This is a genomic window from Mycobacterium europaeum, assembly GCF_034555895.2.
Classification (GTDB): domain Bacteria; phylum Actinomycetota; class Actinomycetes; order Mycobacteriales; family Mycobacteriaceae; genus Mycobacterium; species Mycobacterium europaeum.
Genome location: NZ_CP157315.1, coordinates 3,038,639 through 3,055,590, shown reverse-complemented (window position 1 = coordinate 3,055,590; position 16,952 = coordinate 3,038,639). Strand labels below are relative to the sequence as shown.

18 protein-coding genes are annotated in these 16,952 nt (G+C 69.4%); 4 read left to right on the top strand and 14 right to left on the bottom strand.

Going from position 1 to position 16,952, the window contains the following annotated elements:
* Position 1: 1 nt before the first annotated feature.
* From U8D42_RS13710 to U8D42_RS13660, 12 genes are all read right to left on the bottom strand, one after another.
* Positions 2 to 268, bottom strand: a complete 267-nt coding sequence (locus U8D42_RS13710; protein WP_085242087.1) for a HypC/HybG/HupF family hydrogenase formation chaperone — start codon at positions 266 to 268, stop codon at positions 2 to 4.
* A complete protein-coding gene (locus U8D42_RS13705; protein ID WP_322859998.1) occupies positions 259 to 768 on the bottom strand; it encodes a hydrogenase maturation protease in 510 nt (169 codons plus the stop codon). Before U8D42_RS13705 ends, U8D42_RS13710 begins: the two co-directional genes overlap by 10 nt.
* Positions 769 to 786: 18 nt before the next feature.
* Positions 787 to 906: a DUF6893 family small protein gene (locus U8D42_RS29360; protein ID WP_090423027.1), complete on the bottom strand. Its 120-nt coding sequence runs from the start codon at positions 904 to 906 to the stop codon at positions 787 to 789.
* Between the two features lie 13 nt (positions 907 to 919).
* Complete coding sequence (locus U8D42_RS13700) at positions 920 to 2,245, bottom strand: hypothetical protein (RefSeq protein WP_322859999.1); 1,326 nt, start codon at positions 2,243 to 2,245, stop codon at positions 920 to 922.
* A complete protein-coding gene (locus tag U8D42_RS13695; protein WP_322860000.1) occupies positions 2,242 to 2,892 on the bottom strand; it encodes a DUF6084 family protein in 651 nt (216 codons plus the stop codon). Before U8D42_RS13695 ends, U8D42_RS13700 begins: the two co-directional genes overlap by 4 nt.
* Positions 2,889 to 3,515, bottom strand: a complete 627-nt coding sequence (locus U8D42_RS13690) for a DUF5947 family protein (RefSeq protein WP_322860001.1) — start codon at positions 3,513 to 3,515, stop codon at positions 2,889 to 2,891. The genes U8D42_RS13695 and U8D42_RS13690 overlap by 4 nt, the downstream gene beginning before the upstream one ends.
* Positions 3,512 to 4,402 carry a NifU family protein gene (locus tag U8D42_RS13685; RefSeq protein WP_322860002.1) on the bottom strand — a complete coding sequence of 297 codons (891 nt, stop codon included), beginning with the start codon at positions 4,400 to 4,402 and terminating at the stop codon, positions 3,512 to 3,514. The genes U8D42_RS13690 and U8D42_RS13685 overlap by 4 nt, the downstream gene beginning before the upstream one ends.
* A 29-nt stretch (positions 4,403 to 4,431) precedes the next feature.
* Complete coding sequence (locus U8D42_RS13680; RefSeq protein WP_322860182.1) at positions 4,432 to 6,231, bottom strand: nickel-dependent hydrogenase large subunit; 1,800 nt, start codon at positions 6,229 to 6,231, stop codon at positions 4,432 to 4,434.
* 81 nt (positions 6,232 to 6,312) lie between these two features.
* Positions 6,313 to 7,368: a hydrogenase expression protein HypE gene (locus tag U8D42_RS13675; protein ID WP_348636920.1), complete on the bottom strand. Its 1,056-nt coding sequence runs from the start codon at positions 7,366 to 7,368 to the stop codon at positions 6,313 to 6,315.
* A gap of 225 nt (positions 7,369 to 7,593) precedes the next feature.
* Positions 7,594 to 8,364, bottom strand: coding sequence for a hydrogenase nickel incorporation protein HypB (gene hypB / locus U8D42_RS13670; RefSeq protein WP_322860003.1), 771 nt, complete (start codon positions 8,362 to 8,364; stop codon positions 7,594 to 7,596).
* Between the two features lie 28 nt (positions 8,365 to 8,392).
* Positions 8,393 to 8,728 carry a hydrogenase maturation nickel metallochaperone HypA gene (locus tag U8D42_RS13665; protein ID WP_085242078.1) on the bottom strand — a complete coding sequence of 112 codons (336 nt, stop codon included), beginning with the start codon at positions 8,726 to 8,728 and terminating at the stop codon, positions 8,393 to 8,395.
* A gap of 72 nt (positions 8,729 to 8,800) precedes the next feature.
* The gene (locus U8D42_RS13660; RefSeq protein ID WP_322860004.1) at positions 8,801 to 9,916 is read right to left on the bottom strand and encodes a HoxN/HupN/NixA family nickel/cobalt transporter; all 1,116 of its coding nucleotides are present in this window, start codon (positions 9,914 to 9,916) and stop codon (positions 8,801 to 8,803) included.
* 168 nt (positions 9,917 to 10,084) lie between these two features.
* Between U8D42_RS13660 and U8D42_RS13655 the strand changes: the two genes are divergently transcribed.
* Positions 10,085 to 10,549 carry a Fur family transcriptional regulator gene (locus U8D42_RS13655; protein WP_085242138.1) on the top strand — a complete coding sequence of 155 codons (465 nt, stop codon included), beginning with the start codon at positions 10,085 to 10,087 and terminating at the stop codon, positions 10,547 to 10,549.
* Between the two features lie 67 nt (positions 10,550 to 10,616).
* Here the strand turns inward: U8D42_RS13655 and mtr are convergent, their stop codons facing one another.
* A complete protein-coding gene (gene mtr, locus U8D42_RS13650; RefSeq protein WP_322860005.1) occupies positions 10,617 to 11,996 on the bottom strand; it encodes a mycothione reductase in 1,380 nt (459 codons plus the stop codon).
* 4 nt (positions 11,997 to 12,000) lie between these two features.
* Positions 12,001 to 13,032, bottom strand: coding sequence for an alpha/beta hydrolase (locus tag U8D42_RS13645; protein ID WP_322860006.1), 1,032 nt, complete (start codon positions 13,030 to 13,032; stop codon positions 12,001 to 12,003).
* 168 nt (positions 13,033 to 13,200) lie between these two features.
* On the opposite strand from U8D42_RS13645, the gene mqo reads away from it, so the two are divergent.
* The 3 genes from mqo to U8D42_RS13630 are packed head-to-tail and all read left to right on the top strand — an operon-like array spanning position 13,201 to position 16,951.
* Complete coding sequence (mqo, locus tag U8D42_RS13640) at positions 13,201 to 14,646, top strand: malate dehydrogenase (quinone) (RefSeq protein ID WP_348636974.1); 1,446 nt, start codon at positions 13,201 to 13,203, stop codon at positions 14,644 to 14,646.
* Positions 14,643 to 15,113 (top strand): GNAT family N-acetyltransferase, encoded by a 471-nt coding sequence (locus U8D42_RS13635; RefSeq protein ID WP_085242073.1) that lies wholly within the window; start codon positions 14,643 to 14,645, stop codon positions 15,111 to 15,113. Before mqo ends, U8D42_RS13635 begins: the two co-directional genes overlap by 4 nt.
* Positions 15,110 to 16,951 (top strand): VWA domain-containing protein, encoded by a 1,842-nt coding sequence (locus U8D42_RS13630; protein WP_322860008.1) that lies wholly within the window; start codon positions 15,110 to 15,112, stop codon positions 16,949 to 16,951. Before U8D42_RS13635 ends, U8D42_RS13630 begins: the two co-directional genes overlap by 4 nt.
* Position 16,952: the final 1 nt, after the last annotated feature.

The window sequence follows — 16,952 nt, the reverse complement described above, 5'->3', positions numbered from 1 at the left end:
TTCAGCCGCCCTCCGGGAAGTCAGTCGTGTCCGTGCGGCCGCGTCCCATCAGCTCGAGGCCGGCCATCGCCTCCTCGGCGCCCGCGCGGTCGGTCTTTTCGACGGCGAAGCCCATGTGGATGATGATCCAGTCGCCGGGATTGAAGGTCTCTTCCGGCAGCATGCCGACGTTGACCCGGCGCTGTTCGCCGGTGACGTCCACCAGCGCGAGCTGCCCTTCGAAGCCGTCCAGCATCCGGATCACCTGACCGGGAATTCCTAGACACATGGCTCAGCGGTCCCCTCCGTGCTGGCGCCCGGGTGGGCGTGCAACGCCGCGACGATCTCCTCGACGGCGCGCGCGGCGCGGGGAACCGCCTCGGCCACGGGCTCGGTGAGGCCGATGCCCTCCTCGACGCTGCCCGCCTCGCATCCGACGACGACGGTGTAGGGCGGAGTGCCGCCCAGCGCCCGCAGGCTGGCGAACACCGCGGCCGGATCCATGCTGTGGGCGTCGAAACCTGTTGCGGCCGAATCCGGTTCATGGTCGGCCTGGAACACGTGCAACGTGCCGGGGCTGCCGCGGTTGGGCACCGCGTCGACGAGCACCAGCGTGTCCCATCCCTCGAGCAGGTCGTAGGCCAGGTGCATGCCGCTGATGCCGTAGTCGGTGACGCGTACCCTCGGGTCGTCCCGCGGGATCTCGGCGTTGCGGATCACCTCCGATCCGAACCCGTCGTCGCCCAGGAAGATGTTGCCGATGCCCGCTACCAGGATGCGCGCTGTCATCTTCGTCGCCCGAGCAAGTTACATCCGCCTCAGCTTGAGGTAGCGGCGGGCATCGGGGATGGAGACCACCCCCAGCGCCAATCCGATCACCAGCACCAGCGCGATGATAGCGAGGAATATCCAGCCGAGGATTTCCATCTGAAAACTCCTTTCACGAGTTTGCGGGGCTGCGTTGAGCTTCCAGGGGCTCGATCTCGTCGGGGGAGAAGTACAGGTAACGCCCGTACCAGTCGTGCAGGTCGGCGGCGGGATCGTCGTCGACGACGACCGCGACGTGCGTGTTGCCCTCGACGTCGGAGTGCACGGAGGTGACGCGGGCGGTCTTGCCGGCCACGAAGATGTCCTGCGCGTCGGCGTTGCGCCGCGGCCGCAACCGGACCCTGCTGCCGCGCGCCACCCGGATCCCGTTCACCAGCACCGCGTCGACTTCCGGCCGGACGGCGTTGTCGGCCAGCGGATCCCACCAGTCGACCCCCTCGGGGATCTGCGGGACCAGACCCGAGATCGCGTGGGGATCGCGCAGCACGCCGTGCAGGCGCGCCATCGCCTCGGGCGACATGGCGTCGCACTCGTCGATGATCCGCGCCGCTCGCGGATCCGTGGCCCGGGCCTGCGCCTTCTCCTCGTCCGTCATGGTCATCACCCGCAGGGTGAGGATCTCGTCGATCTCCGTGCAGTCGTACAGCGCGGTGTCGCTTTGTTCGGCGACCTCTGGGTGGTCGTAGAGGATGATCGGCGAGATCAGCAGCAGGTCCCGGGCGCCGGGTGGGCCGGCGAGCACCGGGAAGCAGCGATGCTGGCCGCACCGGGTCACGGCGTCGGCCGCCGCCGGGGGCGGCTCGAGCAGCGAGACGAACTGCCCCTCCTGGAGTTCGGCGATCAGGTGTGTTCCGATCATGGACCGCGCGATCGCGTCGTTCTTGTCCGCCGCGCGGTCGCCGACGTTGCTCAGCCGCACCGACACCCGGCACAGGTCACCGTCCGCCTCACCGGCGACCGTCAGCACTCCGCGTACCTCCCGCCGTTGGCGTACCAGGCGACCGTCCTCGAGGAATTCGATGTCGGTACCCGGGTCCGCCGTCACCGACAGTGTCCACGGCCGGCCGTCCAGTGCGACAGGGCCGAAGGACCTTTCGCATTCGACCGCCTCGTCCCAGGTGAGCCACGACCCGCCCGGGGTGCTCAGCTGGTCGACGGGCCGGTATTCGCCCGGGGCGATCTCTTGCTCGGCCCCGCGGTGCTGCAACTGCAGGAACCGCACCACCAGGTGCAGTTCCCGGGCGCCGTCGACGAGGAACTGCGCCGCCAGGGTGGCGTCCTCGCCCAGGCCCGCGTCCGCGGCCCCGGGCGGTCCCAGAACGCCGAACTGCCAGCGCGATTGGTTCTTGCTCGACGTTCCGCGGTACGGGTAGAGCAGGTAGCCCTCGTAGAGCACCGCGTCGGCGACGGCGCGGGCCCGGTCCCGATGCGCGGTCACCGCGCCGTCTCCCGGTCCGCGTCCAACAGCGCGGTGATCGCGTGGTCGAGGTCGAGCAGCCCGTGCGCCGACTTGTAGGCGGCCAGCGCGGCGATCGTCTCGTGACTGAGCCGCAGCCACCCGGCGTTCGGGTAGTGCTGGGCGATCAGCTGCCGCCAGGCCGCGACCGGCATGTCGTAGCGGTCTTCGCAGTCCCACGGGATCTGCTGGACGGAAAACCCGCGCTCGGATCGGACGAAAAGCGTTCCGCTGAACAGGAATTGAAGGGGCAGGGCGCCGTCACGCAGCGCGTGCAGATATTTGGCGGCGGCGACCTCGAAGTCGTAGGTGCACTCCAGCGGCAGCGCGACGGTCGTGTTTCCGGTGAAGCCCTGCACCATCGCGGTGCAGTGCTGCCACAGGAAGGTGCGCTGGGTGCTCGCCCAGCGTTCGCGCGGCCCGAACAGGTCCGTCAAGCCGGCCGCTTCGTCGTCGGAGTAGGGCCGCCGCAGCGGCTCGATGCGGACCTGGCAGCGCAGGGCGATCGCGTGCACCGGGTCCCCGCCGTCAGCGCCGCCGGTGGCCACGGCGACGCGTGCGGCGAGCACCGGGCTCACGGTGTACGGCTCGGGCGCCACGTCGAGGACGGAGAACTCGATGTCCATCATGGCGGTCTCTTGACCGCGCGGGCGTCGAGGTGGGCGAAGAAGCCGTCGATGAACTCGCGGGCCTGCTGCCCGCCGTCGAACCCGCGCCAGAGCAGGCGCAGCCGCCCGACGAACTCGTAGCAGGCGTCGATGGGAACGAGATAGCTCTGCGGCGGACCGGATTCGGGGACCCGGACCAGGAGCGCCTCCACGTCGTCCGCGAGCAGGCCCACCCGCGCGTCGGCGCCGCTGAGCGCGTCCCACACGTCGAGGGCGAGCTCGGATTCGCAGGCCCCGGCCGGCCCGGGATAGAAGGCGACGGTGCGCCCCAGGGCGGAGTTGGTGAAGAAGAATGCGACGCCGACCGGGATCTGCAGTGCCTCCCAGGCGCGCCGGTCCAGCGCGAAGCCGGGGAAGGACAGATACCGGTCGGGCACCGCGCGGTAGCGCAGTTCGGCCCGGGAGTCGGTGAACAGCAGGTAGCAGGCGCGACATACGCACATCAGCTGCCGGTCGGCCACATCGACCACGTGCTGGTGTTCGTCGGCGACCGGTTCCGCGCACATCTCGCAGCGCTCACCGGCCGGTTCGGGGGCCGGCCGGTTGCTGCGGATCCGGGTCAGGACCTCGTACGGGGTCGTCATGCCGGGGCGCCCATCGTCTGTGCCGGCTCCCGGGCCGGTATCGCCACCGACTGCACGCCGTCGCGGGCCAACAGCGGCAGCGGATCGAGGTGCGTGCCGTTCACGGCCGCCCCCGCGTGGACGACGTCGAAGTCCGTCTGGCAGCGGGGGCAACGCAGTTGCGCCCCATGCAGTTCCGCACCGGCCAGGGTGGCGTCGCACACCGGGCAGTGGTCGCGGTATGCGAACGCCTGGTCGCCCACCCGGCACGCCAGGACGGTGGTTGCGTCGACCCGATAGCCCGCGACGTCGCCGGGGGCCAGCTCGGCCAGCTCGGGGACCGGGTGCCAGCCCCTCGGCCCGTTGGAATGCACACGCGCCAGCAGGGATTCGGCCGGGATGACGCCGGTGGCGCCGGGTTCGGCCGCTACCACCTCGATCGACGTGACCTCGGGTGCCGCGGCGAGCACCGCGTCCTGCACCGCCAACTCCAGCGTCACCGCCGATGACGGACAGCTCTTGCAACTGCCGGTGAAGGCAAGCCGCACCACCCCGTCGTCACTGACGCCGAGCAGGTCGACGTCCCCGCCGTGCGAGCCCAGGTAGGGCCGCACCCGGTCGAGCGCGTCGGACACCCGGCGGCCCACGCCGTGCGGGTGCAGCCCGTGAATCAGGAGCAGGCTGGCCACCAGGTCGTCGGTGGCCAGCCGCTCGGCCAGGCCCGGGCCTGGACCGTCCTGAGCCAACAGCATGATCCGTTCCAGCCCGGCCCCGTAGAGCCCGACCACCTCGCGGACCAGCTCGCTCGCGCGTTCATACGCGGCCGCTCCGCTTGCCGCGCAGGAATCCAGCAGGGTCTGGATCCGATCGCCCGCCATGCGCCACTGCGCGTCGTTGTCTGAGGTCATCGGGGTGCCTCCGGGCGATCCGCCATGCGTCACGTACCGACGGGCGACTGCGTCGGCGTGTGCAGTCTGTCCAGGGTCTTGCCCTTACCCAGGTACATGTGCACGCCGCAGGGCAGGCACGGGTCGAAGCTGCGCACCGTGCGCATGACGTCGATGCCCTTGAAGTTCTCCCGGCTGTTCTCCTCGAAGATCGGCTGGCCCTGCACCGCGTCCTCGTAGGGTCCCGGCGTGCCGTAGCTGTCGCGCGGGTTGGCGTTCCACGGGGTGGGCGGGTAGGGGTGGTAGTTGGCGATCTTGCCGTCGCGGATCACCAGGTGGTGGCTGAGCACGCCACGCACCGCCTCGGTGAAGCCGCACCCGATGGCCTCGTCGGGCACCTCGAACTTTTCCCACGTCTTGGTGCGGCCGGCCCGGATCTCTTCCAGCGCCTTCTCGGCGAAGTGCAGCGCGCACGCCGCCGCGTAGGCCTGGAAGTAGGTGCGCGCACGGTCCCGTTCGATCGTGTTGCTGCCGTACTTGGGGACCTTCCATTCGAACTCGACCGGGCCCTTGAGCGCGGTCTTGGGCAGGTTGATCTTGACGCTGTTGCCGGTGGCCTTGACGTAACCGATGTCGACCAGGCCGGCCAGCGCGGTCGCCCACAGCCGGGCCAGCGGGCCGCCGCCGGTGTCCAGCGCGAGGTGGTCGGTGCCGTCGAACCAGCGCGGCGACATCACCCAGCTGTACTTGCCGCCGTCCATGTCGCGCTTCTGCGGGTGCGGGTTGGTGTGCTGGTTCCACGGGTGCCGCCGGTCCACCGCGTTGCCCAGCGGATCGGTCTTGACGAACATCTCCTGGTCGGTCCAGTCGTCGTAATACGAACTGCCTAGCAGGATCCGGATGCCGAGGTTGATGTCCACCAGCGAGTGGGTGACGAGTTTGCCGTCGACCACCACGCCCGGGGTCACGAACATGGCGTTGCCCCAGCGCTCCATGTCCTGGTAGGCAAAGTTGCACACCTCGGGATCCTGGAAGGAGCCCCAGCAGCCGAGCAGGGTGCGCCGCAGCCCGACCTTCTCGTACCCGGGCAGTGCGGTGTAGAAGAAGTCGAACAGGTCGTCGTGCATCGGCACGACCTTCTTCATGAACTCCACATAGCGCATCAGCCGGGTCATGTAGTCGGTCATCAGCTGGATGGTCGCCACGGTGCCGACCCCGCCGGGGTACAGCGTGGACGGGTGCACGTGGCGACCTTCCATGAGGCAGAACATCTCTCGCGTCCAGCGGCTGACCGCCAGCGCCTCGCGGTAGAACTCCCCGCTGAACGGGTTCAGCGAGCGCATGATGTCGGCGATGGTCCGGTACCCGTGCGCGCCGGCCTGCGGCGCGGGAGTCTTCTCCGCCAGCGACAGCACGCTCGGGTTGGTCTCGGAGACCATCTTCTCGCAGAAGTCCACACCCACCAGGTTCTCCTGGAAGATGTTGTGGTCGAACATGTATTCCGCGGCCTCACCCAGGTTGACGATCCACTCGCCCAGATGCGGCGGCTTGACACCGTAGGCCATGTTCTGCGCGTAGCACGAGCAGGTGGCGTGGTTGTCGCCGCAGATGCCGCAGATGCGGCTGGTGATGAAGTGGGCGTCGCGGGGATCCTTGCCCTTCATGAAGATCGAGTAGCCGCGGAAGATCGACGAGGTGCTGTGGCACTCGACGACTTCGCGGTTCTCGAAGTCGATCTTGGTGTAGATGCCCAGGCTGCCCACGATCCTGGTGATCGGGTCCCAGGCCATGTCGACCAGTTGGCCGGGTTCCCGGTTGGCGTGGGTGGGCTCCGGAATGATGGTTGTCATCGCGCTACTTCTTCCCGCTGTGGGCTCTTCGGCCTGACGGCTCAGGTGGTGAGGACGAAGCGCGCCGACCTGGTAGGTGACCTACCAGGTGCGGCGCGCTCCGGTAGTGAGTTGGTTACCGTTGTGGCGCCACCGCGGTTCTTTGTCGACGGTGCGCGCCGTGATACCCCGCAAACTGCGAATCACGGTGCCGTACAGGCCCGATGCGGTGGTGGAAACCTTGCCGCCGGGCGGTTCGTCCATGAACGGCATGAACTTGTCGGGGAAGCCCGGCATCGTGCACCCGATGCAGATCCCACCGACGTTGGGGCAGCCGCCCACGCCGTTGATCCAGCCGCGCTTGGGCACGTTGCACTTGACGACTGGGCCCCAACAGCCAAGCTTGACAATGCATTTCGGTGATCCGTATTCGGTGGCGAAGTCGCCCTGCTCGTAGTAGCCGGCCCGGTCACAGCCTTCGTGGACGGTGGCGCCGAACAACCACTTGGGCCGCAGCGCGTCGTCCAGCGGAATCATCGGCGCCTGACCGGTCGCCATGTAGAGCAGATACGTCAGCGTCTCCGACAGGTTGTCGGGCTGGATCGGGCAACCGGGCACACACACGATCGGAATGCCGGCCTTGCTCTTCCATTCCCAGCCCAGGTAGTCGGGCACCCCCATCGCCCCCGTCGGGTTGCCGGCCATGGCGTGGATGCCGCCGTAGGTTGCACAGGTTCCTACCGCGACGACCGCGGTGGCCTTGGGCGCCAGCCGGTCGAGCCACTCGCTGGTGGTCATCGGCTGGCCGGTCGCCGGGTCGTTGCCGAACCCGCACCAGTACCCCTCGTCCTTGATCTTCTCGTTGGGAATCGAACCCTCCACGACGAGCACGAAGGGCTCCAGCTCGCCGCGGTCGGCTTTGAAGAACCACGAGAGGAAGTCGTCGGCCCCCCCGGTGGGTCCGCACTCGAAATCGATGAGCGGCCAGTGCACGGCGACCTTCGGCAGCCCGGGCAGAGCGCCCAGGGCGATCTCCTCGACTGTGGGTTGGGTGGCGGCAGTCAACGCCACCGAATCGCCGTCACAACTGAGCCCCGCATTGATCCATAGAACGTGAATCAACGTCTCTTCTGCTTTGACTGCTGCTTCTGTTGACATGCTGCAGCTTTCCGGGGCCGGGCTGAGACCCCTGCGCCGCCGGAGTCGACCGTCGGCCCACTTGCGCAGCGCTAATTTCCGGGTCTACTCCTCACCGCCGGGCGTGTCAACGGTTCCGCGGAACCAAGTACTTAGACAAGCGTTGCATCGTGTTTCGTGCCGCCGGGCCGGCGATCGGTGGCCCGGGAGCCCCGGGGTCATGCAAAAGCGTTCCAAGACGGATCGTTAGGCCGACGGCTCCCCGGCAAAGCGCCGTAGCCAGCCGAACCACGCGGCCATCCCCGCGCCGGTGCGCGCGCTGAGCGGCAGGATGGTTGCCGCCGCATTGACCTTGCGCACGTGCTCGATGTAGGTGTCGACGTCGGCATCGAGGTAGGGGACCAGGTCAATCTTGTTGAGCAGCACCACATCCACCGACCGGAACATGACCGGGTACTTGAGCGGCTTGTCCTCGCCCTCGGTCACGGAGTACACCATGGCCTTGGCGTGTTCGCCGACGTCGAACTCCGCCGGGCAGACCAAGTTGCCGACGTTCTCGATGATCACCAGGTCCAGCGCGGGAAGGTCGAGCCCCGGCAGGGCGCGGTTGACCATCGGCGCGTCCAGGTGGCACTCACCGCCAAAACCGTTGCTGGTGTTCAGCAATGACACCTGGGCGCCCCGGCCGCTGAGCTTGGCCGCGTCCAGATCGGTGGCGATGTCGCCTTCGATCACCCCGATGGCGAGCTCACCGGCGAGCTCGTCGAGCGTCGCCTGCAGGACGGTGGTCTTGCCCGATCCCGGCGAGCTCATCAGGTTCAGGGTGCGCACCCCGTTGTTGTCGAACGCCGCCCGGTTGGCGTCGGCGAGGATGTCGTTCTCGGCGAAGATCGCCTCCAGCACATCGACGCGCTGCTTGCCCGTTCGGTACTGGCCGTGATCGCCGTGCCGGTGGTCGACATCGTCGTGGTCGTGGGTGTGCACGGTACCGTCGTCGTGCCGATGAAATCTGCCCATGGTCAAATCCGTTCGGAGCGATCGATTGTCACGAGACGTCCAGCGACGTCACCAAGAATTCGTTGCCACGCAACACCTCGACGTCGGAGCTGTCGCACTCCGGGCACCAGATCGACCAGGCCGACGTGATCTCCGATTGCCGGCCGCACGCCCGGCAGCGCACCTCGGCGCCCACACACTCGAGTTCGAGTTCGGCCTCCGGCATGTCCTCGGCGTCGCGCACCAGCGTCCAGCAGAACGACAGCGATTCGGGCACCACCTGCCGAAGCGCCCCGATCCGCACGCGGACCACGTCGACGTGCCGGCCGTCGGCATGCGTCTTGGCCACCCCGGCGATCGCTTCGCACAGCGACAGCTCATGCACCGGCGGTCACCGGCGTCCAGCGAGGCTCATGAGCACCGTTCTACACCCGGACGCCCCGGCCGCGCAGCGGTGTCAGGAGGACGTCCACTTCTGCTCCAGGCGCGCGTAACGCCAGACGAGCACGGCCACCGCCCAGGTGGCGACGAACGCGCCCACCACGAAATAGCCGACGACGTTGAGGTCCAGCGCGCCGATCCAGCTCCAGAACGCGCCGCGCCAGCCGAACTGCGCTTGCAGCAGGGTGAGGAGTTCGACGCTGCCGATCAGCAGCGCGACGACCACCGACAGGGCGGTCACGGTGATGTTGTAGTAGATCTTGCGCACCGGGTTGGAAAAGGCCCAGCCGTAGGCGAAGTTCATGAACGAGCCGTCGACGGTGTCCAGCAGGCACATGCCGGCGGTGAACAGCACGGGCAGGCACAGGATCGCGTACCACGGCAACCCGGCGGCCGCGCTGGTGCCTGCCAGAACCAACAGCGCGATCTCGGTGGCCGTGTCGAAGCCGAGCCCGAACAGCAGCCCCACGGGGTAGGAGTGCCACGACTTGGTGATCGACTTGGTGAAGCGGCCGAGGATCCGGTTCATCAGGCCCCGGCTGTCCAGCTGCCGTTCCAGCTCGGCCCCGTCGGTCTCGGGGTCGTAGTCGCCGCGGCGCAGCCGGCCGAACACCCGCAGGATGCCGACCAGCACGACGAAGTTGAGCAGGGCGATCGCGTACAAGAACACGCCCGAGACGCCGGTGCCGATCAGCCCGGTGTAGTGGTGCAGGTTCGAGGAGTCGTCCCGGACCGGCCCGACCATGGTCTTGACCCCCGACGCCAGCAGGACCGCCAGCCCGAAGACCACCGTCGAATGACCCAGCGAGAAGAAGAATCCCACGGCCAGGGGGCGCTGCCCGTCGTTCATCAGTTTGCGGGTGGTGTTGTCGATGGCCGCGATGTGGTCGGCGTCGAACGCGTGCCGCATGCCCAGGGTGTAGGCCGTCAACCCGATCCCGACACCGAATGCCTTGCCGCCGAAGCTGAATTGCGCGGGGGCAACCAAGGCCACCAGGGTGAACCAGCCGACCACGTGCAACCCGATGATGACCGTCAGCATGGCCGCGAGCCGCCACCACTCCGCCGGCGTCAACGCGCTGCGGAGCCTGGTCACCCATGACGGGCGCCGGCCGGGCTCGGTACTGGTCACCGGGGTCCTTCCAGCATCGGGAGGAAAGCAACCGGCACGAATGTATGTGCCGGTGCGCGCCGCGGTCAACTAGATGCAAGTGGGTTGCAGGAATCGCCACGGCCGGCGCAGGGGCCGAATTCGGCGGAAAACTGGCGCGCCCCCGGGCGGCGGCGCGACACTGAACGGGTGACGCCCCAGCCGTCGGCATTGGATCCCTCCGTCACCGCCCGGATCGGCGATCTGTTGCGCGCCAAGGGGCTGCGGCGCATGTCGTCGCGGATCCAGGTGCTGGCCGTGCTCGAGCCGGTGGACGGGCATCTGCCGGTGGCGGAGATCCACCAGCGGCTGCGCGACTGCCTGCCGCACGGCGCGCACGCTCCCGACGTGGCCACCATCTATCGGACGGTGACCACCCTCGTCGGGCAGGGGGTATTGCACGCGCTGACCCTCGACGGCGGCGTCACCACCTACGGGATGGCCACGGCGCCGCACCACCACGCCGTATGCACCGCGTGCGGCTCGATCATCGAGGTGCCCGCCCGGCAGCTCAGTTCGGCGCTCGAACACGCGATGGCGGGCAGTTCCTTCGCGCTGTCCGAGGCCGCGGGCCTGACGCTGCACGGCCTGTGCCCCGAGTGCCAGCGGCGCTGACCTTCGCCCAATGGTGGCGACCCGCTTCGCCCCGCTTCGCCCGGCTTCGCCGCGCTCGCGATCGCCACTAGTACAGGTCCAGCAGCGCGTTCTCGACCACCTCCGGCAGCGCCGGATGGATCCAGTACTGGCCGCGGGCCATCTCCGGGACGGTCAGCCCGAAGCTCATCGCCTGGATCAGTGGCTGGATGATCGACGACGCCTGGGCGCCCATGACGTGCGCGCCCAGCAGGCGGCCGGTGTCCCGATCGGCGATGAGCTTGACTATCCCGGTGGTGTCCTCCATCGCCCAGCCGTAGGCCACGTCGCCGTAGTCGTGTATCGCGACCGAGATGTCGAACCCCTTTGCGGTGGCTTGGTTTTCCGTCAGGCCGACGGTCGCCACCTGAGGATCGGTGAACACCGCCGACGGCACGTAGCGGTGATCGGTCATCACCATCGAATCGGTGTCGTCCCAGTCGCAGTGCAGGTTGTGTTGTACGACGCGGGCCTCGTGGTTGGCGACGTGCTTGAGCTGGTACGGCGAGGAGACGTCGCCGAGGGCGAAAACGCCACGGGCGGAGGTCCGTTGGTATTCGTCGACCAGCACCCGGCCGTCCTCGACGTCGACGCCGGCCTGTTCGGCGTCCAGCAGGTCGGCGTTGGACATGCGGCCGGTCGCGACCAGCAGCACGTCGGCGTTCAGCGTGGACCCGTCGTCGAGGCGCAGGGAGACACCGGAGCCGCTGTCGGTGCCCCCCACGACGTTGCGATGGGTGCGCAGCTCCCATTTGGCCGCGGCGATGCGGGTGAAACGTTTGCACAGGGCGTCGTCGCAGTGCCGCAGCATGGTGCCGCCGCGGATCACCAGCGTCACCCGCACGCCGAGAGCGGAGAAGACGTGGGCGAATTCGGCTGCGACGAAGCCACTTCCGACGATCACGAGATGCTCGGGCAGCTCCGGGATCCGCATGATCGTGTCGCTGGTGTGATAGGTGACGCCGCATTCGGCGATCGCGGGTGGAATCACCGGGCGCGAGCCCGCAGCGATCACCACCTGCTCGGCGGTGAATTCGTCGCCGGCGTCGGTGCGCAACAGGTAGCGGCCGTCGGGCTGAACCGGCCCGAACCGGGTGTGCTGGCTGTACACGTCCACGTTGGGTGACGCGCGGCGGTAGTCTTCCCCGCTCATCGAGATCGGATCGATCCGGCCGAAGATGCGCGAGACGATGTCGTCCCAGCGCACCCGGTCGATGCGTGCGTCGACCCCGTAGCGCCCCGCCGCGCGGATCGTCGTGGCGACCTCGGCGGCGTAGACGAACATCTTGGTCGGGATGCACCCGACGTTCAGGCAGGTGCCGCCGAACGTGCCATGCTCGCACAGCGCCGCGCGCTTGGCGAGGAAGCGATCGTCGAGAAGTGTGTTGCCCGACCCGCTTCCGATGATCGCGATGTCGTACGCCTCCACCCCGTCAGCCCTTCCTCGACGACGGCGAGGCGTCCGTGCGATCGGTGTCGAGGTAGTCGTCGAGCCAGAGGTCCAGCTGGCGGTAGGCCGCCCGACGAGGCTGCGGCAACGACAGGAAGACGTCGTGTTTGGCGTCGATGATCGGGGCGATGGTGCTGTGGTTGCCGATGCAGCCGGCCCGCCTGGCGATCTGGGTGACGTCGAGCACCGCGTCGCCGCATTGCATCGACGCCGCGTCGGCGGTCTCCCGCACGGTGTGATCCGAGCGCAGGATCAGGTTGGGCACCCCGACGTCGAGCCCGCGGTGCAACCGGGCGTGGCCGCGGCGGATCGCGTTGAGCCAGCCGAGCGTGATGGGGAATCCGCCCACCGGTTTCCACTGCAGGTCGTAATCGAACTCGCCGTGGTAGTCGCGGTGCAGGGTGGTGCCGTAACCGCCGTCGGTGGGGGTGCGGACCACCCCCTTGGAGCGCACCCGGGACAGGCCGGCGATCAGCGCCGAGGTGACCGGCAGGCGCAGGGCCGCCGGGCCGTGCAGGTCCAAAAACGGGCTGTTGAGCACCAACCCCCCGACGCCGGCGTGGGCCCCCGCGTCGCGCCGGCGGAGCCGGTCCAGCCACAACGACACGATGAGCCCCCCGGAGGAATGGCCGTACACCAGAACCCTGGGGGACCGGTCCCGCTCGCGGATGACCGTCAGCGCATGTTCGAGTTCGGCGTCATAGTCGTCGAGGTTGGTGATGAAGTGCGGTGTCTGCCCGTCGCGCCGCGACCGGCCGCATTTCTGTAGGTCCAGCGCGTAGAAGGCGAAGCCGCGGGCGGCGAAGTGATCGGCCAGCGCCGTGTTGAAGAAGTAGTCGGTGTAGCCGTGCACGGCCAGCACCGCGTGGCCCGTGCCGGAAGCGCCGGGCGGCCCGGCGGGCTCGCCGCGCCGGACCAGCGTCGCGACGATCTCCCCTTCGCCCACCGGGTCGGGCCCCAGGGGGATGGTGCGCTGCCAATAACCGGGCAGGACATCGGGTTCCCAGCCAGTCACGAGGCCAGCTTAGAGGTTTTGCTGGCCACCGGGGGGCGCACGCCGTTCGTGGCCGGTTTGGCTCGGGATAGCCTGAGTGTCGGCGCAGTCGAGGGAAGGACCAAGGAGCAGGTGTCGTCGCTAGCCAGAACCGCACGGACGGACGTCGTGCTGGTGGGCGCGGGCATCATGAGCGCCACGCTGGGCGCGTTGCTGCGCCGGCTGCAACCCGACTGGTCGATGACCGTCGTCGAGCGACTGGACGCCGTCGCTGCGGAAAGCAGCAGCCCCTGGAACAACGCAGGCACCGGGCACTCCGCGCTGTGCGAACTCAACTACACCCCGCAGAACGCCGACGGCTCGATCGACATCACCAAGGCGGTGCGGATCAACGAGCAGTTCCAGGTGACCCGCCAATTCTGGGCGTACGCCGTCGAGAACGGGATGTTGACCGACACCGGCTTCCTCAACCCGCTCCCGCACGTGAGTTTCGTGCGCGGCGCGCGGCGCGTCGAGTTCCTGCGTCGACGGCAGCAGGCCCTGGCGGCCAACCCGCTGTTCGCCGGCACCGAATTCATCGACGACCCGCGCGAGTTCGCCCGCCGGCTGCCGTTGATGGCCGCCAAGCGCGACTTCTCCGAGCCGACCGCGCTCAACTGGGCCCCACACGGCACCGACGTCGACTTCGGTGCGCTGGCCCGCCAACTCGTCGGCTTCTGCGTGCGGGGCGGCGCGACCGCGCTGTTCGGCCACGAGGTCCGCGATCTGACCCGGCAATCCGACGGCACCTGGACGCTGCTGCTGCGCAATCGGCGCACCGGCGAAAAGCACCGGCTCAACGCCAAATTCGTCTTCGTCGGCGCCGGCGGCGACGCGCTGCCGCTGCTGCAGAAGTCCGGCATCAAAGAGGTCAGGGGCTTCGCCGGGTTTCCCATCGGCGGCCGGTTCCTGCGCACCGACAACCCGCAGCTGGTCGCCGGCCACCGCGCCAAGGTGTACGGGGTGCCGGCACCGGGAGCCCCGCCGCTCGGCGCCCTGCACCTGGACCTGCGGTTCGTCAACGGCAAGCCGTGGCTGGTGTTCGGGCCGTACGCCGGCTGGTCTCCGAAGTTCTTGAAGCACGGCCGCCTCAGCGACCTGCCCCGCTCGGTCAGGCCCGACAACGCCCTGTCCATGCTCGGGGTCGGCCTGACCCAGCTGAAACTGGTCAACTACCTGATCGGCCAGTTGCGGCTGTCCGAACCGGACCGCATCCACGTGTTGCGCGAATTCGCGCCCAGCGCATCCGCTTCCGACTGGCAGCTGACGGTGGCCGGTCAGCGCGTGCAGGTGATCCGGCGCGACAGGCGCAAGGGCGGCGTGCTGGACTTCAGCACCACCGTGCTGGCCGCCGCCGACGGCAGCATCGCCGGGCTGCTGGGCGGGTCCCCGGGAGCGTCGACCGCGGTGGCGGCCATGCTGGAGGTGTTGCAACGGTGCTTCGCCGACCACTATCGCGCCTGGTTGCCCGTGCTCAAAGAGATGGTGCCGTCGCTGGGCGTCGAGCTGTCCCGCGAGCCGGCGCTGTACGACGAGGTGTGGTCCTGGAGCACCGAGGTGCTGGGGTTGAGGTCCGATTCGGGGGTGCGGTCATGAGTGAAGCGTTGCGTCGGTCCTGGGCCAAAGACCTTGGCGCGCGGACCCTTTACGAGCTGCTCAAGTTGCGGGTGGAGGTGTTCGTGGTGGAGCAGGCCTGCCCTTACCCGGAGCTCGACGGGCGCGACCTGCTCGCCGAGACGCGGCACTTCTGGCTCGAGACGCCCGACGGCGAGGTGATCTGCACGCTGCGCTTGATGGAGGAGCACGCCGGCGGACACAAGACGTTCCGGATCGGCCGGCTGTGCACCAAGCGCAGCGCCCGCGGGCAGGGCCACACCACCCGCCTGCTGCGTGCCGCCCTGGCCGAGGTCGGCGAGTACCCGTGCCGGATCGACGCGCAGACCTATCTGGCCGACATGTACGCCCAGCACGGCTTCGTGCGCGCCGGTGAGGATTTCGTCGACGACGGCATCCCGCACGTGCCGATGCTGCGGCCGGGCTCGGGTCTGGCGGAGCTACCGTGAAGCCCTATCCGTTCAGCGCGATCGTCGGACACGACCAACTGCGCCTCGCGCTGCTGTTGTGCGCGGTTCGACCGGAGATCGGCGGCGCGCTGATCCGGGGCGAGAAGGGCACGGCCAAGTCGACGGCCGTGCGCGGCCTGGCGGCGCTGCTGTCCGCCGCCAACGGCAGCGCGGGGACCGGCCTCGTCGAAATGCCGCTCGGCGCAACCGAAGACCGGGTAATCGGCTCGCTCGACCTGCAGCGGGTGCTGCGCGACGGCGAGCACGCCTTCTCGCCCGGGCTGCTGGCCCGCGCCCACGGTGGCGTGCTCTACGTCGACGAGGTCAACCTGCTGCACGACCATCTGGTGGACGTGCTGCTGGACGCCGCGGCGATGGGTCGGGTGCACATCGAACGCGACGGCATCTCCCATTCGCACGAGGCGCGGTTCGTGCTGATCGGCACCATGAATCCCGAAGAGGGCGAACTGCGCCCGCAACTGCTGGACCGGTTCGGTCTCACCGTCGACGTGCACGCGTCGCGCGATGTCGACGTGCGGGTCCAGGTCGTCCGCCAGCGCATGGCCTACGAGGCCGACCCGGACGCATTCGCCGAGCGCTACGCCGACGCCGAGGCCCGGCTGGCCCGCCGGATCGCCGACGCGCGGGCGCTGGTCGGCCAGGTGATGTTGCCGGACAACGAGTTACGTCGCATCGCCGCGGTGTGCGCGGCGTTCGACGTCGACGGGATGCGGGCCGACCTGGTGGTGGCCCGCACCGCCGCCGCGCACGCCGCCTGGCGCGGGGCCGTGTCGGTCGAGGAGCAAGACGTCCGGGTGGCCGCCGAGCTGGCGTTGCCGCACCGCCGCCGCCGCGACCCGTTCGACGACCCCGGCATCGACCGCGACCAGTTGGACCAGGCGCTGGCGCAAGCCGGCGACGGCGGACCCGAGCCCGACCCCGACCCCGGGCCGCCCGGCGGCGGCCAGTCCGCGGAAGACCCTGCGGCGCAATCAAACCCGTCGAGATCGCCAAGGCCGCAGCCACCGCGCCCCAGCGCGCCGCCGTCGAAGACCTTCCGCGCCAAGGCGCTGACGGTGCCCGGCGTCGGCGCGGGCGCGCCGGGGCGGCGGTCGCGGGCCCGCAACGCCGCCGGCAGCGTGATCGCGGCCGCCGACGGCAACGACATCGGCGCGGGTGCGCACGGGCTGCACCTGTTCGCCACCCTGCTGTCGGCCGCCGCGCGCGCCGGGGCCGGCCCGTTGCGGCCCGGGCCCGACGACGTGCGGCGGGCGATCCGCGAGGGACGGGAAGGCAACCTGGTCATCTTCGTCGTGGACGCGTCGGGCTCGATGGCGGCGCGTGACCGGATGGCCGCGGTGAGCGGCGCCACGCTGTCGTTGCTGCGCGACGCTTACCAGCGCCGCGACAAGGTCGCCGTGATCACGTTCCGCCAGCAGGAGGCGCGGCTGTTGCTGCCGCCGACGTCGTCGGCGCACATCGCCGGCCGGCGGCTGGCCCGGTTCGACACCGGCGGCAAGACCCCGCTCGCCGAGGGCCTGCTGGCCGCGCGGGAATTGATCATCCGCGAGAAGGCGCGCGACCGGGGCCGGCGTGCCCTGGTGGTGGTGCTCACCGACGGCCGGGCCACCGCCGGGCCCGACCCGTTGGGCCGCAGCCGGGCCGCGGCCGCCCGACTGGCGGCCGAGGGCGCCGCCGCGGTGGTGGTCGACTGCGAAACGTCCTACGTGCGGCTGGGTCTGGCCGGGCAACTGGCCCGCCAGCTCGGCGCGCCCGCGGTGCGCCTGGAGCAGTTGCACGCGGACTCTCTGACCCGTGCCGTGCGCGACGCGGCCTGAG

Coding starts and splice junctions, on each gene's coding strand:
- mqo (WP_348636974.1), top strand. CDS start 13,201: ATGAGCGCCACGCTGGGCGCGTTGCTGCGCCGGCTGCAACCCGACTGG.
- U8D42_RS13635 (WP_085242073.1), top strand. CDS start 14,643: ATGAGTGAAGCGTTGCGTCGGTCCTGGGCCAAAGACCTTGGCGCGCGG.
- U8D42_RS13695 (WP_322860000.1), bottom strand. CDS start 2,892: ATGATGGACATCGAGTTCTCCGTCCTCGACGTGGCGCCCGAGCCGTAC.
- U8D42_RS13680 (WP_322860182.1), bottom strand. CDS start 6,231: ATGACAACCATCATTCCGGAGCCCACCCACGCCAACCGGGAACCCGGC.
- U8D42_RS13690 (WP_322860001.1), bottom strand. CDS start 3,515: ATGACGACCCCGTACGAGGTCCTGACCCGGATCCGCAGCAACCGGCCG.
- U8D42_RS13710 (WP_085242087.1), bottom strand. CDS start 268: ATGTGTCTAGGAATTCCCGGTCAGGTGATCCGGATGCTGGACGGCTTC.
- U8D42_RS13675 (WP_348636920.1), bottom strand. CDS start 7,368: ATGTCAACAGAAGCAGCAGTCAAAGCAGAAGAGACGTTGATTCACGTT.
- hypB (WP_322860003.1), bottom strand. CDS start 8,364: ATGGGCAGATTTCATCGGCACGACGACGGTACCGTGCACACCCACGAC.
- U8D42_RS29360 (WP_090423027.1), bottom strand. CDS start 906: ATGGAAATCCTCGGCTGGATATTCCTCGCTATCATCGCGCTGGTGCTG.
- U8D42_RS13685 (WP_322860002.1), bottom strand. CDS start 4,402: ATGACCTCAGACAACGACGCGCAGTGGCGCATGGCGGGCGATCGGATC.
- U8D42_RS13705 (WP_322859998.1), bottom strand. CDS start 768: ATGACAGCGCGCATCCTGGTAGCGGGCATCGGCAACATCTTCCTGGGC.